Annotated in this window: 14 protein-coding genes; 11 read left to right on the top strand and 3 right to left on the bottom strand. The window is 60.2% G+C overall.

What is annotated here, in order from left to right; translation table 11 throughout:
- Nucleotides 1–167 precede the first annotated feature (167 nt).
- The gene (locus ACR0LF_RS13755; protein ID WP_480578936.1) at nucleotides 168–1,325 is read right to left on the bottom strand and encodes an acyl-CoA dehydrogenase family protein; all 1,158 of its coding nucleotides are present in this window, start codon (nucleotides 1,323–1,325) and stop codon (nucleotides 168–170) included.
- Between the two features lie 142 nt (nucleotides 1,326–1,467).
- Nucleotides 1,468–2,031, bottom strand: a complete 564-nt coding sequence (locus tag ACR0LF_RS13750; protein ID WP_480578934.1) for a TetR/AcrR family transcriptional regulator — start codon at nucleotides 2,029–2,031, stop codon at nucleotides 1,468–1,470.
- 306 nt (nucleotides 2,032–2,337) lie between these two features.
- Between ACR0LF_RS13750 and ACR0LF_RS13745 the strand changes: the two genes are divergently transcribed.
- The 3 genes from ACR0LF_RS13745 to ACR0LF_RS13735 are packed head-to-tail and all read left to right on the top strand — an operon-like array spanning nucleotide 2,338 to nucleotide 3,647.
- Nucleotides 2,338–2,802, top strand: a complete 465-nt coding sequence (locus tag ACR0LF_RS13745) for a nuclear transport factor 2 family protein (RefSeq protein WP_480578931.1) — start codon at nucleotides 2,338–2,340, stop codon at nucleotides 2,800–2,802.
- An 11-nt stretch (nucleotides 2,803–2,813) separates the two neighbouring features.
- A complete protein-coding gene (locus tag ACR0LF_RS13740; RefSeq protein ID WP_480578929.1) occupies nucleotides 2,814–3,434 on the top strand; it encodes a pyridoxamine 5'-phosphate oxidase family protein in 621 nt (206 codons plus the stop codon).
- Between the two features lie 48 nt (nucleotides 3,435–3,482).
- A complete protein-coding gene (locus ACR0LF_RS13735; protein WP_480578927.1) occupies nucleotides 3,483–3,647 on the top strand; it encodes a hypothetical protein in 165 nt (54 codons plus the stop codon).
- 49 nt (nucleotides 3,648–3,696) lie between these two features.
- On the opposite strand, the gene ACR0LF_RS13730 is transcribed toward ACR0LF_RS13735, so the two are convergent.
- Entirely contained in the window at nucleotides 3,697–4,359 is a 663-nt protein-coding gene (locus tag ACR0LF_RS13730) for a TetR/AcrR family transcriptional regulator (RefSeq protein ID WP_480578925.1), read from the bottom strand.
- A 65-nt stretch (nucleotides 4,360–4,424) separates the two neighbouring features.
- Between ACR0LF_RS13730 and ACR0LF_RS13725 the strand changes: the two genes are divergently transcribed.
- The 8 genes from ACR0LF_RS13725 to ACR0LF_RS13690 all read left to right on the top strand — a co-directional run bounded on the left by ACR0LF_RS13725 (nucleotide 4,425) and on the right by ACR0LF_RS13690 (nucleotide 15,412).
- Entirely contained in the window at nucleotides 4,425–5,741 is a 1,317-nt protein-coding gene (locus ACR0LF_RS13725) for a flavin-containing monooxygenase (RefSeq protein ID WP_480578923.1), read from the top strand.
- On the top strand, nucleotides 5,738–6,640 hold the full coding sequence (locus ACR0LF_RS13720; RefSeq protein ID WP_480578922.1) for a bile acid:sodium symporter family protein: 903 nt from the start codon (nucleotides 5,738–5,740) through the stop codon (nucleotides 6,638–6,640). Before ACR0LF_RS13725 ends, ACR0LF_RS13720 begins: the two co-directional genes overlap by 4 nt.
- Nucleotides 6,637–7,569: an SDR family oxidoreductase gene (locus ACR0LF_RS13715; protein WP_480578920.1), complete on the top strand. Its 933-nt coding sequence runs from the start codon at nucleotides 6,637–6,639 to the stop codon at nucleotides 7,567–7,569. The genes ACR0LF_RS13720 and ACR0LF_RS13715 overlap by 4 nt, the downstream gene beginning before the upstream one ends.
- Nucleotides 7,566–8,330 carry an SDR family NAD(P)-dependent oxidoreductase gene (locus tag ACR0LF_RS13710; RefSeq protein ID WP_480578917.1) on the top strand — a complete coding sequence of 255 codons (765 nt, stop codon included), beginning with the start codon at nucleotides 7,566–7,568 and terminating at the stop codon, nucleotides 8,328–8,330. Before ACR0LF_RS13715 ends, ACR0LF_RS13710 begins: the two co-directional genes overlap by 4 nt.
- A gap of 79 nt (nucleotides 8,331–8,409) precedes the next feature.
- Nucleotides 8,410–10,878 carry a heavy metal translocating P-type ATPase gene (locus ACR0LF_RS13705; protein WP_480578915.1) on the top strand — a complete coding sequence of 823 codons (2,469 nt, stop codon included), beginning with the start codon at nucleotides 8,410–8,412 and terminating at the stop codon, nucleotides 10,876–10,878.
- Nucleotides 10,875–11,264, top strand: a complete 390-nt coding sequence (gene cueR / locus ACR0LF_RS13700) for a Cu(I)-responsive transcriptional regulator (RefSeq protein WP_480578912.1) — start codon at nucleotides 10,875–10,877, stop codon at nucleotides 11,262–11,264. Before ACR0LF_RS13705 ends, cueR begins: the two co-directional genes overlap by 4 nt.
- 101 nt (nucleotides 11,265–11,365) lie before the next feature.
- Nucleotides 11,366–12,238: an NAD(P)-dependent oxidoreductase gene (locus ACR0LF_RS13695; protein WP_480578909.1), complete on the top strand. Its 873-nt coding sequence runs from the start codon at nucleotides 11,366–11,368 to the stop codon at nucleotides 12,236–12,238.
- 108 nt (nucleotides 12,239–12,346) lie between these two features.
- On the top strand, nucleotides 12,347–15,412 hold the full coding sequence (locus ACR0LF_RS13690) for an aminotransferase class III-fold pyridoxal phosphate-dependent enzyme (protein ID WP_480578906.1): 3,066 nt from the start codon (nucleotides 12,347–12,349) through the stop codon (nucleotides 15,410–15,412).
- Nucleotides 15,413–15,445: the final 33 nt, after the last annotated feature.

Below are 15,445 nucleotides of genomic sequence, written 5' to 3'. Positions count from 1 at the left end.
GGCGGATCATCATACCGAAAACACCCCTTTGCAAGCGACCATTTATACACGTGGGCGCGACGAAAAAGACCCCGCAGGCGCGGGCTTTGCCAGGGCCTGCCGGGCCCAACCGGAGGAGGCATTCCGTCAGGAATGATGACGACGGGCGGGAGGCCGCCCGGATGCATTCAGACGTCGAGCGACCGGGCGATCAGCTCTTTCATGACTTCATTGGTGCCGCCGTAGATCATCTGCACCCGCGCATCCGCATAAAGACGCGCAATCGGATATTCCATCATGAACCCATAGCCGCCGAACAGTTGCAGGCATTCATGCATGATCTCGTTCTGCACCTCGGATCCCCAGTACTTCGCCATCGAGGCGGTAGCCGGGTCCAGCTCACCCGCTTCCAGCTTGCCGATACAATCGTTGATGAAACTGCGCAGAACCTCGGCCTTGGTCTTGCATTCCGCCAACTTGAACCGGGTGTTCTGAAAATCCATGACGCGCTGCCCGAAGGCCTTGCGCTCCTGCACGTATTTCACCGTCTCACCGATGGCGAAGTCAATCGCGCCCAGCGCCATGATAGCGATGCTCAGCCGTTCCCAGGGTAACTGCTTCATCAACTGATAGAACCCCTGCCCTTCCTCGGCCCCCAACAGGTTCATCATCGGCACCTTGACGTCTTCGAAAAACAGCTCGGCGGTGTCGTTGCCCTTCATGCCCAATTTCTTCAGGTTGCGCCCCCGGCGAAAGCCTTCGGCCCCGTCGGTTTCCACCACGATCAAGGACACGCCACGCGCGCCCTCGGACTTGTCCGTCTTGGCGGCCACAATGATCAGATCCGCACTCTGCCCATTGGTGATAAAGATTTTCGAGCCATTCAGCCGGTAGGAGTTTCCGTCTTTCTCGGCCGTGGTCCGCACCGCCTGCACGTCTGATCCGGTGCTGGGTTCGGTCATCGCCAGCGCGCCCACCATCTCGCCCGAGGCCAGTTTGGGCAGCCATTTCCGCTTTTGGTCGTCGCTGCCATAAGCGGTGAGGTAATGGGTCACGATCGACTGAATGCCATAGCCCCAACCGGCATCTCCACGCGCGCCCTGTTCGTAGGCGGTGATGGCGTCAAAACCCATGCCGCCGCCGACACCGCCATATTCCTCGGGGATCGCGCCTGCCATAAGGCCCGTCTCACCCGCTTTGTTCCAGAAATCGCGATCCACGACGCCGTTTTCGACCCAGGTTTCGATGTTGGGCGACAGTTCGTCATCCATGAACCGGCCCGCCATGTCGGCAAACATGCGGTGTTCGTCGGTGACCCAGGCCGCGGTGGAAGTGAAAAGTGACATCGCACGCTCTCCAATCAGTCTTTCCTGAAAGGCTAGCGCTCAGGTCGATTCAAGCCAATGCATGTGACGCCGCGTCCCGCAGGTGAACAACGCTGCGTTCCTTCCCTGAGATTACCAAAAGAACCTGTTTGTTTGGGCGGGCTTAGGCCAGCGCCGAGGCCAACAGGTGTTTCGCCGCGTCCTTGGCGTCTTCGGCCGGGTCGCAGTTCTTGAGCAGGACGGCAGACACGATCGCCCCTTCCTGCAGCAACACGATCTGACTGGCGAGTTTCTGAGGATTCCGCGCACCGGCCTGTTCGGCAACAGAAGTGAAATGTTCCAACAGAAGCTGTTTGTGTTCGGCGGCCAGTACATGGATGGGATGATCTGCATCCTGGTACTCGGCCCCGGCCTTGATAAACATGCAGCCCCGGAAACCGTCCTCTTCGAACCATTCTTTCAGGGCGTCAAAACTGGCGATGATCTGCTCGGCCGGTGTTTGAGCCATCTCGCCAACGCGTTGAAAGAACCAAGCGCGAAAGTTTTCATCCCGCAGCCGAAGCGCGGCGACGATCAGGTCTTCCTTGGTGCGGAAATGCTTGTACATCGACGTCTTTGACACGCCCGTTTCCGCCACCAGCTTGTCCATGCCGGTCGCGTGAAACCCATCGCGATAAAAGACCTTCAGGGCCTTGCTGACCAGTTCATCCCGTTTGTTGGGGCGCATGATTCGGCTCCATGGTGTACCGTTCTGTACATATTGTACCCGATAGGCAAAGTACAATGGTCACAAGTCAAGGTGCTGTTTTAATTTAACTTTCGCAGATCCCCAAATTCAAAGACTGATTTAGTTCAAATTCGCCCTTGCAAAGGTTAACAGATCGGTACACTTTTAGAACAAGAGTTTACCGATCAGTACACCAAAGGACTTGACTGATGAAACGTCACGCCAGCCTTTTCCCGCCTCAGTACATCCCGTTCCTTTTGACCATGGCCCTGCTTGCTGCCTCAATCACCTGAAAGCTTCTGCACAATGTCTCGCCCTCCTTTGCCTCCGTTCACGCATGAAACCGCAGTTCAAAAAGTGCGCATGGCCGAAAATGCCTGGAACAGCCGCGATCCCGACCGCGTGACGCCCGCCTATTCCGACGACAGTCAGTGGCGAAACCGGGCTGAATTTCTGTCCGGGCACGCTGATATCCACGCTTTCTTGACCCGCAAATGGCGGAAGGAGCTGGACTATCGACTGATCAAGGAGCTTTGGGCCTTTGCCGGAAACCGCATCGCCGTGCGCTATGCCTATGAATGGCATGACGATAGCGGGCAGTGGTTCCGCTCATACGGTAACGAGAACTGGGAGTTTGCAGAGGACGGCCGCATGTCGCATCGCCATGCCTCGCTGAACGATCTGCCCATTGCCGAAACCGACCGCCTGTTCCACTGGCCCCTGGGTGAACGCCCCGAGGACCATCCCGGGCTGTCTGATTTGGGTCTTTGAAAGGACATACCATGCCCCGCGCCTTTTCCGAACTGACCTTCACCCCCGCCGTCCGCGCCCATCAGGAGCGGATGGGATCGGCCAAAACCTATGCCAAGTTCATCGAAGGTGGCCCGCAGCAAGGTCATCTGATCGGCGAGCCTGAAAAAGAGTTCATTCAGGCACGGGACGGGTTCTATCAATCCACGGTGTCCGAAACCGGCTGGCCCTATGTGCAGTATCGCGGAGGCCCGGTTGGGTTTCTGAGGGTGCTGGGGCCGCAGACCATCGGCTATGCAGATTTTTCGGGCAACAAACAGTATATCTCGCGCGGGAATCTGGACGGTAATGATCGGATCGCGATGATCCTGATGGACTATGCCAATCAACGCCGCCTGAAAATCCTTGGGCGCGTCGAGTTCACGGAAGGCGAAGCGGCAGCCACCAGCCTCTATCCCGAAGATGCCGCGGCTCCGGCCGAACGGGCGGTGATCATTCGTGTCGAGGCGCTGGACTGGAACTGCCCGCGACACATCACCCCGCGCTTCACCGAGGCTGAACTGCGCCCGCATCTGAACAATCTGGGGCAGCAACTGGCGCAGTTACAGGCAGAAAATGAACGGCTGAAGCAACAGCTGGCCCAGTCCGGCTGACGCTTCGCACATCTCTTGATCGCGGTTTTCAGAACAGGGGTTTTCACAATGGCTCGTTTCGTTCTTCACCTCTCGGCAGCCTGTATTGCCGGTATTGCCGTGATCCTTCTGATTGTCATGTACGGGTTTTTTGCCTCGCCGGGCGCCGTGCGAACGTCGCCTCCGTCCGTATTCAGCAAGCTTTTGGTCGAATATATGCAGTCAGAGCGGTGAGTTTGTTACCACCGTTCACGGATTCCACAGATTCCCCCACGAAGAACGCTCAGGCGCGACCGGATCGAACCATCGCGTCGATTCCGGCGGCACAGAAATCGACCAGACGTTCGGTGCCGGACAGATCACCGCCTTTTGACAGCGCCTCGACCCGCCAGCCGCTGTTGAGGTGGGCCAGCATGGCCGAAACGGAATAGACCTGACCGCTGGCCAACACAGCCGGATCGACATCCGGGTAAAGCGCGGCAATCTCGGCGATGAAATGCTGGGCCGTCGGGTCGAAACACTCAGCAGCGATATCGCGCCACCGGGGGTCGACCGATACGTGCGCCACCAGCCGCCCATAAGCCATCCACCCCGGGCCACCCGTTTCGGCCAGTTCCACATAAGGGCGGATAAAGCTGTCCAGAATGCTGCGCAGCGTCAGTGGACCTGGTGAACCAGCCCGGTTCAGTGCGTCGATCCGAAGCTGCGCCAATTCCTGCGCCCGGCGCGCGACGGTGCGATAAAACAGCTCTTCCTTGCCACCGCCGTGATGGTGCACGAGGCCGATCTGAACCCCGGCCAAAGCAGCAATATCCCGGATGGACGCCCCTTCGAATCCCCGTTCGGCAAAGACGATCTCGGCCGCATCCATGATCCGTGCCTTGGTTTCCAAAGACCGCTTGGACGGTGCCCTTTGCCTTGGTTTTTCTGCGTTTTTCAGGGTCATGAAATTCATCTTGCCTTATTTTGGTCGTTCGTTCAAGTTAAGCCTCACGAGCTTTGGGAGGGTTCATGGACGAGACGCGCGACGCATTCGCCCTGATCGGGGCGGGGCCGATGGGTTTGGCCGCGGCCAAGGTGCTGAAGGAACAGGGCATCGCCTTTCAGGGGTTCGAGCTGCATTCGGATGTGGGCGGTCTGTGGGACATCGATGCCCCCAGATCAACCATGTATGAGACGGCGCACCTGATCTCGTCCAAGCGCATGACCGAGTTCGAAGACTTCCCGATGGATGAGGCGGTGGCCGAATACCCCTCGCACCGGGCAATGCGCGACTATTTCCGTGCCTTTGCGGATCGTTTCGGGCTGCGCGAGAATTACCGGTTCAATGCGGAGGTCACTCAGATCACGCCACTGGGCGAACCGGGTGATGGCTGGCGTGTCGCTTGGCGCGATGCAGAGGGCGACCATCAGGCTGACTTCGCCGGTGTTCTGATTGCAAACGGCACCCTGTCGGAACCGAACAAGCCCAGCTTTCCCGGAACGTTTGACGGCGAGTTGATCCATGCCTCGCAATATCGGTATCCCAGCCAGTTCGACGGCAAGCGCGTGTTGGTCGTGGGCGCGGGCAATTCCGGCTGCGACATCGCGGTGGACGCGATCCATCACGCAAAGCGCTGCGACCTGTCGATGCGGCGCGGCTATTACTTCGTCCCGAAATATGTCTTTGGCAAACCTGCCGACACGATGGGCGGCAAGATCCGCCTGCCCATGTGGCTGAAGCGCAAAGTGGACAGCCTGATCCTCAGCTGGTTTGTCGGCAATCCCCAAAAATACGGCTTTCCCAAGCCCGATTATCAGCTGTACGAAAGTCATCCGGTGGTGAATTCGCTGGTCCTGTATCACGCGGGCCATGGTGATCTGCGCATTCGCCCCGACATTGACCGGTTGGAGGGCCATACCGTTCACTTCAAGGACGGCACCAGCGAAGACTATGACATGGTCCTCGCCGCGACCGGATACAAGCTGCACTATCCGTTTATCGACAAGGACCTGCTGAACTGGCAGGGCGATGCCCCGCATTTATACCTGAACACCATACACCCTGAACGAGACGATCTGTTTGTGCTGGGCATGGTCGAGGCCACGGGTCTGGGCTGGCAGGGGAGGCATGAGCAGGCCGAGATGGTGGCGCGCTATATCAAGGGACTTCAGAATGGCTGCCCGGTGGCGGCCGATCTGAAAACCGAAAAACAAAAAGACTACACGCGCGCCACCGGAGGCATGAACTATATCGATCTGCCTCGCATGGCTTATTACGTCGACAAGGCCACCTACAGAAAAGCCGTCACCGGCTGGATAGATCGGCTGCGGAAAGCCGCCGCATGAATGGTATCGACGAGATCACGTTGAATTTCAGCCCCGCGTCCATGACGCTGTTGAACGCCATTCTGGCGATTGTGATGTTCTCGATCGCGATAGACCTGACGCCTCGGGATTTCGATCGTCTGAGACGCGCGCCGAAGCCGGTGATTGTCGGGCTGATGTCTCAATTCTTGGTCCTGCCTGCGTTGACATTTGCGCTCGTGTGGGTCGCGGAACCTCGCCCGTCGATTGCGCTTGGACTGATCCTTGTGGCGGCTTGTCCGGGTGGCAACATTTCGAACTTCATCACGCATCGCGCGGGCGGCAATGCGGCACTGTCGGTGTCGATGACCGCATTCGCCACCATCGGTGCGATCTTTATGACCCCTTTTAACATTGCGCTTTGGGGCGGGTTATATTCGCCGACCCGCGCGATCCTGCAGCAAACCCAGATCGATCCGGTGCAAATCGCCATTCTCGTCGGTCTGATGCTGATCCTGCCACTGGTTCTGGGCATCACGCTGAACCAGCGGCGGCCCGCCCTGACCGCCCGTCTGCGCGCGCCGCTGCAATATCTGTCGATGGGTATCTTTGCAGCCTTCATCTTGCTTGCCCTGGCCGCCAACTGGGGGTTCTTCCTCAGCTTTGCCGGGGCCGTTGCCGGGCTTGTGATCCTTCACAACGCCCTGGCGCTGGGGGGCGGTTGGGTCGTGGCCACTCTGACCCGGCTGTCCCCCTTCGATCGCCGCGCGATCACCATTGAAACCGGCATCCAGAATTCAGGGCTTGGACTGGTCTTGATCTTCGCCTTCTTCCACGGGCTGGGCGGCATGGCCGTGGTTGCCGCGTTCTGGGGCATCTGGCACGCGATCTCGGGGCTTGCCCTCGCGTCGGTCATGGCCCGAACCGAGGCCGCGCGATGAGCCGTATCCTGATCACGGGAGCCGCCGGAATGGTCGGGCAAGCGCTTTTGCCCGAACTTGAGGGGCATGAGGTCTTTGCCACTGACCTCAAACGCCCGGAGACCCTGCCGGAACACATCGCCTATCTGCCCATGGACGTGACAAGCGATGCCCCTGCCCGGGTGATCACCAAGGTAAAGCCGGATGTGATCATTCATCTGGCCTCTGTCGTGACGCCTCCGCCCAGGATGGGGCGCGCCGCGGCTTATGCGGTTGATGTCGAAGGTACGCACAAGGTGGTGAACGCGGCCATCGCCAACGGCGTGCGTCGGCTGGTGGTCACATCCTCGGGGGCGGCCTATGGGTATCACGCGGATAACCCGGTGCCCTTGCGCGAAGGTGATCCGCTGCGCGGCAACCCCGAGTTCCCCTATTCCGATCACAAGAGACAGGTTGAAGAGATACTGGCCGAGGCCCGCAGCGCTGCCCCTGATCTTGAACAGATCGTTCTGCGCGTGGGAACAGTTCTGGGGGCTGGAACAGAAAACCAGATCACCGCCCTGTTTCACAAGCCGCGCCTGCTGGCGGTGACCGGCAGCGAAAGCCCTTTTGTCTTTATCTGGACGCAGGATCTGGTCCGCATTCTGCGGCGCGCAGCAACCGACGGGCCGCAGGGCATCTACAACGTCGCCGGAGACGGCGCGATGGGCGTGACCGATCTGGCCCAAGCTATGGACAAGCCGGTTCTGCGCCTGCCCGTCTGGGCGCTGAAAGCGGCATTGGCCGTGGCGCGCCCGCTGGGCCTGTCCCGCTATGGGCCGGAACAGGTACGGTTTCTGCAATATCGGCCGGTTCTGGATAACGCCGCGCTGAAGTCCGGATTCGGTTATACACCCGAAAAAACCAGCGCCGAGGTGTTCGCGCTTTGGCAAAAGCAGGCCAGGCTATGAAAACCGCCGTCATATCCGGTGGAGCGGGTGGGCTGGGGCAGGCCCTGAGCCGCGCTCTGCAAGCCCGCGGTTGGCGGGTCGTGTTGCTGGACCTTGATGTTTCGGGGCTGGACTCGGGGCCGAACCAACTGCCAATCGCCTGTGATCTGACAGATCCCAAGCAGCTTGCTGGCGCAACTCAAAAGGCGATCACTTCGAGCGACAGTATAGATCTGGTGATCTACAACGCCGGGGTCACGCAAATTCGGGGGTTTGATCAGTCTGACGCCGCCAGTCACCGAACGGTGTTCGACATCAACTATTTTGCAGCCGTCGAAATGGCCCGCGCGTTTTTGCAACCGGTCCGGGCCTCGAAGGGGACGCATCTGGCCATCTCATCCGTTGCCGGGTTCGCGCCGCTCTATCATCGCACGGCCTATGCCGCCTCGAAACACGCGCTGGAAGGGTTCTTCAAATCGCTCCGCTCCGAAGAAAAGCCTCATGGCGTAAAGGTCCAGATTGCTGCGCCGTCTTTTGTCGCCACCAATCCCGGCAACGCGCAAGAGCAAGCCGATGGCACCGCGCGGCCTGGATCGGCGAAAGACGGGATGGACGAGATGAGCCCCGAGGCCGCTGCTGAAACGATCCTGCGCGGGCTGGACAAATCACAGCCCATGATTCCAGTCGGGCGCGTGGCGCGCTTGTCATGGTGGCTCAACCGTCTGTCCCCAAGCCTCTATCAACGCATGATGGAGCGCAATATGCGTAGCTCCGGACAATAGAAAATTTGCCATAGACCCTTGACCTTCCCGTCACTGGAACCCTCATCTGGAGGACAAGACAACCTTCGGGACGAGTCGCATGGCGCAAGAGGCACGTACAGAACTGAAAATAACCGGCATGGGTTGCGCATCCTGCGTGGGTCGTGTTGAGGCGGCTTTGCGTGATGTGCCGGGGGTTGACGCGGCCTCGGTCAATTTCGCGACCAAGACGGCACAGGTGACGTTTGACGGGCCGGTTTCAGCCCTGACAACAGCACTGGAGGCGGCAGGTTATCCGGCCGAAACCAGCCGGGCAGATCTGAGCATCGACGGCATGAGCTGTGCCTCCTGCGTGGCCAAGATCGAACGCGCGTTGACGTCCAACCCCGGTGTGGTCGACGCTCAGGTCAATCTGGCGACTCGGACTGCCACAGTGACTTACGCGACAGGTGCAACAACACCAGAAACGCTGGCTCAGGTGATTACCGGCATTGGCTACCCGGCGCTTCTTCAGGACGTTTCCGAACCCGAAAACCGCGAAGACGCCGAGAGTCGAACACTGACCCGTTCCACAATACTGGCTGCCGTTCTCGCCCTGCCCGTGTTTGTTCTTGAGATGGGCGGGCACATGATCCCCGCCTTCCACCACTGGGTGCACGCAACCATCGGTGTGCAGACCAGCCAGTTGATTCAGTTTGCTCTGACGTCGGCCCTGCTGTTTGGGCCGGGGCGCGTGTTTTACCGCAAAGGCATCCCGTCGATGTTGCAGGGAACACCCGACATGAACGCGCTGGTCGCGCTGGGGACCGGGGCGGCCTATCTGTATTCGGTGACGGCCACATTCGCCCCCGGTGTGCTGCCGCAAGGTACGGCCAATGTCTATTACGAGGCCGCAGCGGTGATCGTAGTTCTGATCCTTCTAGGCCGGTTGATGGAAGCGCGCGCCAAAGGCAAAACCGGGGCAGCGATCCGGAAGCTGGTTGGCCTGCAGCCGAAAACCGCACGGGTCGAAGTTGACGGTCAGATACAGGACCGGCCGATTGCCGAGATCACTGTCGGAGCCATCCTGCACATCCGCCCCGGCGAACGGGTACCGGTGGATGCCGAAGTGCTTGAGGGGACATCCTACGTCGATGAAAGCATGATCACGGGTGAACCGGTGCCGGTGGGCAAATCTCCGGGAGCACCTGTTGTCGGAGGCACCGTGAATGGTACCGGCGCCTTGCGGGTGCGTGCCACACGCGTCGGTGGCGATACGGTGCTGGCGCAGGTCATTCGCATGGTGCAGCAGGCGCAAGGCGCAAAGCTGCCGATTCAGGGTCTGGTGGACCGGATCACCTATCGTTTTGTCCCTGCCGTTATCGCCGTTGCTGTCATAACCGTCGCAATCTGGCTGATCTTTGGCCCCAGCCCTGCCCTGCCTCTGGCGCTTGTGGCCGGTGTTTCGGTGCTGATCATTGCCTGCCCATGTGCCATGGGGTTGGCCACGCCCACCTCGATCATGGTGGGCACCGGGAGGGCGGCAGAACTGGGGGTTTTGTTCCGCAAAGGCGATGCCTTGCAGCAGCTTCAACAGGCGCGCGTAATTGCGATGGACAAGACTGGGACTCTGACACTCGGCCGTCCCGAACTGGACAGCGTGACGACGGCAAACGGGTTTGACAGGGATGAGGTTGTGCGGCTCGCCGCTGCGCTTGAGGCGCGGTCAGAGCACCCGATTGCGTCGGCCATCACCCGAGCTGGGCCCGCGACGCTGCCAGAGGCGTCGGACGTTCGGTCGCTTACCGGGCTTGGGCTGCAAGGGATGGTTGAAGGCCGGGAGGTGCTGATTGGATCGCACAGGCTGATGCAGCAACGTGGGATTGATCTTGGAACCTTGGCGGACGAGGCAGACGCCCGCGCCGCTGAAGGGGCAACGCCGTTGTTCGTTGCTTTCGATGGGCAGGCTGCGGCGACGCTATCCGTGTCAGATCCGATAAAACCCGGCACGGAAGAGGCGCTGGAACGGCTGCACCAGATGGGGCTGACCTTGGCCATGATCTCCGGAGACAACGCGCGGACGGCGCAGGCTTTGGCCGATCGGCTTGGGATCGATCACGTCACCGCCGAGGTGCTGCCCGATGGCAAGGTGGATGCGATCACGGCTTTGCGGGACCAGTTCGGAACGCTGGCTTTCGTCGGCGACGGGATCAACGATGCCCCCGCTTTGGCCTCGGCGGATATCGGCATCGCCATCGGTACGGGCACGGATGTGGCCATCGAGACAGCCGACGTCGTGCTGATGTCCGGCGATCTGCGCGGGGTCGCGAATGCGAACGAGATCAGCCGTCGGACAATGCGGAACATCCGCCAGAATCTGGGATGGGCGTTCGGCTATAACGTGCTTTTGATCCCGGTCGCTGCTGGTGCCCTCTACCCGTTTGGCGGCCATCTGCTGTCCCCGGCTTTGGCGGCAGGTGCGATGGCATTGTCGAGCGTCTTCGTGGTCTCGAACGCACTGCGCCTGCGCCGTGTGCGGGCCAGCTTGCCGGAAAACCCGGGCGCAGAAACGAAAGAGGTGCACGCATGAATATCGGAGATGTATCCAACCGCACCGGCCTGCCCGCCAAGACGATCCGGTATTATGAGGATATCAACCTGATCAAACCGCTGCGCGACGACAACGGCTATCGCCGGTTTCGCGATCAGGATGTACACAAGTTGAATTTTCTGGGCCGCGCCCGTGCGCTTGGGTTCACCATCGAAGATTGCCGCACCTTGCTGGCCCTTTACGAGGATGAAACCCGCGCCAGCGCCGATGTGAAGCAGGTCGCGCGGGACCATCTGGCGCAGATCGAGGCCAAGATCGCAGACTTGAATGCCATGCGCGATACGCTCGGCCATCTGATCGACGCCTGCGCCGGAGATGACCGGCCCGATTGCCCTATCCTGCGGGATCTGGGCGGGAAAGGCTGACTTGGGGTTGCCCTTTGGGCGCAGCTTTGCTTTGTCTTCGCCAGAGAATTCGGTCAGGCCCGTATCGCTAGCGCCGACCGAACAGCGGAGAGGATCACAAAATGGCAAAAGTCGCGTTCCTTGGCCTTGGTGTCATGGGCTATCCCATGGCCGGACATCTGAAGGCCGCAGGTCATGACGTCACCGTCTACAACCGCACCGCCGCCAAGGCCGAAGCCTGGGTGGCGCAGCATGGCGGGGCCATGGCGACCACTCCGAAAGACGCCGTTGTGGGCGCAGAGTTTGTCATGGCCTGCGTCGGCAATGACGATGATCTGCGCATGGTTTGCTCGGGCGAGGATGGCGCGTTTCAGGGCATGTCTGACGGGGCTATCTTTGTCGATCACACCACGGTTTCGGCGGATGTCACACGCGAGCTTTATGAGGCCGGTGCCGCGCAGGGGATCGCCTTTGTCGACGCCCCGATCTCGGGCGGTCAGGCCGGGGCTGAAAACGGGGTTCTGTCCATCATGTGCGGCGGAGATCAAGCGGCGTATGAAGCGGCCGAACCGCTGATGGAGGTCTATTCCAAGATTTGCCGTCGCATTGGCGACAGCGGCGCGGGCCAATTGACCAAGATGTGTAACCAGATCGCGATTGCCGGTTTGGTTCAGGCCCTCAGCGAGGCGCTGCACTTTGCCGAGAAAGCGGGGTTGGACGGGCGATCCGTGGTTGAGGTGATCAGCCAGGGCGCGGCCGGAAGCTGGCAGATGGTGAACCGGCATGACGCGATGCTGGACGATCATTTCGACCACGGGTTTGCCGTGGATTGGATGCGCAAGGATCTGGGTATCTGTATGGACGAAGCCAATGTCAACGGTGCCTCGCTGCCCGTGACGGCGCTGGTCGACCAGTTTTACAAGGATGTGCAGAAACTTGGAGGCGGTCGGTGGGATACATCCTCGTTGTTCAAACGGCTGCGCGCCCTGGACTAGGCAGTCAGGGGGCTGTCTGCCCCCTCTTGGCCCGTTGGGCCAATTCACCCCCGAGGATATTTTTGGCCAGATGAAGAGGATCCCGGGTGGGCCGGGACGGAGAACGACATGAACGAATTGGTGAAGTTCTGGGCAGATGTTCTGCGTCAGCATTGGGGGCTGGACGCCCGATTGACACGGCTGGATGGTGAATATGACCTGAACTTTCTGGTGCAGGCCACCAATGGTCAGGATTATGTTCTGAAAGTCATGCGGGCGGGCTGCGATGCGGGTCTGGTCGATCTGCAAATTCAGACGTTGGCGCATATCGCCTCGGAAGCGCCGGGGCTGCCGTTTCCAAAGGTGTTCCCCGATTTGAATGGTGCACTACTGCCTGAGATCGTTGATCCTGAGGGGCAGCGCAGGCTGGTTTGGTTGCTGGAGTGCCTGCCGGGGCAGTGTTACGCGAAGGCCGCGCCAAAATCCGAAGACCTGATCCTGAAACTGGGGCGTGTACTAGGGGCAACAGATCGGGCCCTGGAAGGGTTTGAGCATGAAGGGTTGCACCGGGCCGGTTTCAAATGGGACCTGATGCAGGCGGGCTGGATTGCGGACAAATTGAACGCAATCTCTGACCCCGCGCAGCGGGCAGTGCTGACGGAAATCTGTGAAGGATTTGCTGCAATCTCGAGCACCCTCTCGGAGCTGCCGAAACAGGCCATCCACAATGACGCCAACGACTACAACATTCTTGTCGAAGGCGAATTGAGCGAGCGGCGGCGGATTTCGGGCCTGATTGATCTGGGCGACATGTGTGCCGCTCCGCGTGTCTGCGATCTGGCGATTGCCGGAGCGTATGTCGTGTTGGACCACCCCAAACCGGAACGGGCACTGGCTGCGCTGGTAAAAGGCTATCACGCGGCCAACCGACTATGCGCGCGTGAGGTTGATCTGATCTGGCCGTTGCTGCGGATGCGATTGGCGGTATCCGTCGTCAACTCGACCTTGATGGCAGCCGAGAACCCGGATGATCCTTATGTAACCATCTCGCAAGCGCCTGCTTGGCGGTTCCTCGAGAACACTTGGGTCAATGGCGGGCTGGTGCCGGCGCGGTTGCGGGCGGCTTGCGGCTTGCCGGTGGTCGATGGGGCCGAACGTATTCACGCGTATTTGCGGGATCATCGGGGTCATTTTGCCGACATGTTCGGTCAGGATCTGAGCGATGTGCCCATGGGCTCGCTCTCGGTCGAAAACTGCGTCTGGCCCCAGAACCCGTTCCACATGCCTTTGGCCGAAGCGGCACGTGTTGGCGAGGAATATGGCGAGGGAATGTGGCTGGGCTATTACAACGAGCCCCGCCTGATCTATGCCGAGCCGGGGTTCCGGAAAGGGCCGTGGAAAGCCTCGGACCGGCGGACGGTGCATCTGGCGGTGGATGTGTTTGCGCCTGCCGGGACGGTGCTGCATGCGCCAATGAGTGGGCGGGTTGAAGTGGTCGAGAACCGCGACCAGCACCTCGACTATGGTGGGGTGATCATCCTGCACCATGAAACACCCGAAGGTGATCCGTTCTATACGCTCTACGGTCATCTGGACCCCGAATGCTGTGAGCGGCTGAAACCCGGCGATCCGGTGGCACAGGGGGCGGCGTTTGCCCGGTTGGGCGATGCCAGCCAGAATGGCGGATGGGACCCGCATGTGCATTTCCAGCTGGCACTTACCACCGATGGCATGGAAGCGGATTGGCCCGGTGTCGGCGATCCGGATGAGATGGAGCTGTGGCACGCGGTCTGCCCGAACCCGGCGGCCTTGCTGAACCTGCCGGATGACAAGGTATTCTATGAACCCACCGACAAGCAGGCGATCCTGCAGGGGCGCCGCGATCACTTTGGCGGCAATCTATCGCTGACCTATGACGACCCTGTCATGCTGGTGCGTGGCTGGAAGCATCACCTGTTCGACGAATGGGGCCGCCCCTATCTGGATGCCTATAACAACGTCCCTCATGTCGGTCATGCGCATCCGCGCATTCAGGCCGTGGTAGCGGATCAGCTGAAGCGGATGAACTCGAACACCCGTTATCTTCATCCGGCCCAGACGGCTTTTGCCGACAAGGTCCTGTCAAAGCTGCCGGATCATTTCGACGTTTGTTTTTTCGTCAATTCCGGGACCGAAGCCAACGAGCTGGCCCTGCGGTTGGCCCGCGCCCATACCGGGGCGAAGGGGATCGTGACGCCGGATCATGGCTATCACGGGAACACGAACGCGGCGGTGGCGATCTCGGCCTACAAGTTCAACAAACCCGGTGGCATCGGTAAGGCCGACTGGGTTGAGCTGGTTGAGGTTGCGGATGATTACCGCGGTTCGTTCAAGCGCGGCGATGCGGACCGCGCACAGAGATTTGCCGATCTTGTGGACCCGGCAATCGCAGCCCTGAAGGACCGAGGGCAAGATGTGGCCGGGTTCATCGCGGAAACCTTCCCTTCGGTCGGCGGACAAATCATTCCGCCCAAGGGCTATCTACCTGCGGTTTATGAGAAAATCCGCGCCGCCGGAGGTGTGTGCATCGCCGATGAGGTGCAGACAGGCGTGGGGCGTCTAGGCGAATACTACTTTGGCTTCGAACACCAGGGCGCGCTTCCGGATATCGTGGTGATGGGCAAGCCAATCGGCAACGGGCACCCTTTGGGCGTGCTGGTGACAACCCGCGAGATTGCCAACAGTTTCAACAACGGGATCGAGTTCTTCTCGACCTTTGGTGGCTCGACCCTGTCCTGCCGGATCGGCAAGGAAGTGCTGGATATCGTCGATGACGAAGGGCTGCAGGATAATGCCCGCCTGATGGGCGACCGCCTGATGACCGGGCTGCGCCAGATCGAAGCCGATTTCGGTTGCGTTGGCGATGTGCGGGGCATGGGGCTGTTTCTTGGCGTGGAGCTGATCAACCCCGACGGCAGCGAAGGCACCGAAATTTGCAGCTATGTCAAAAACCGGATGCGCGATCATCGCATCCTGATCGGCAGCGAAGGGCCAAAGGACAACATCCTGAAAATCCGCCCGCCTCTGACCATTGAGGCCGAGGATGTGGACATGATCCTGTGGGCCCTGCGGGATGTGTTGTCGGAAGTAGGCGATTACACGCCTGCCCCGGTATGCGATCACGACCATCACCACGCGGGATGCGGGTGCTGCTGAACAAAGTAACCCCGGCGCATGGCCGGGGTTTAA

The sequence above is a fragment of the Ruegeria sp. E8 genome (assembly GCF_056533985.1).
This window is presented reverse-complemented; position numbering and strand designations above follow the sequence as displayed.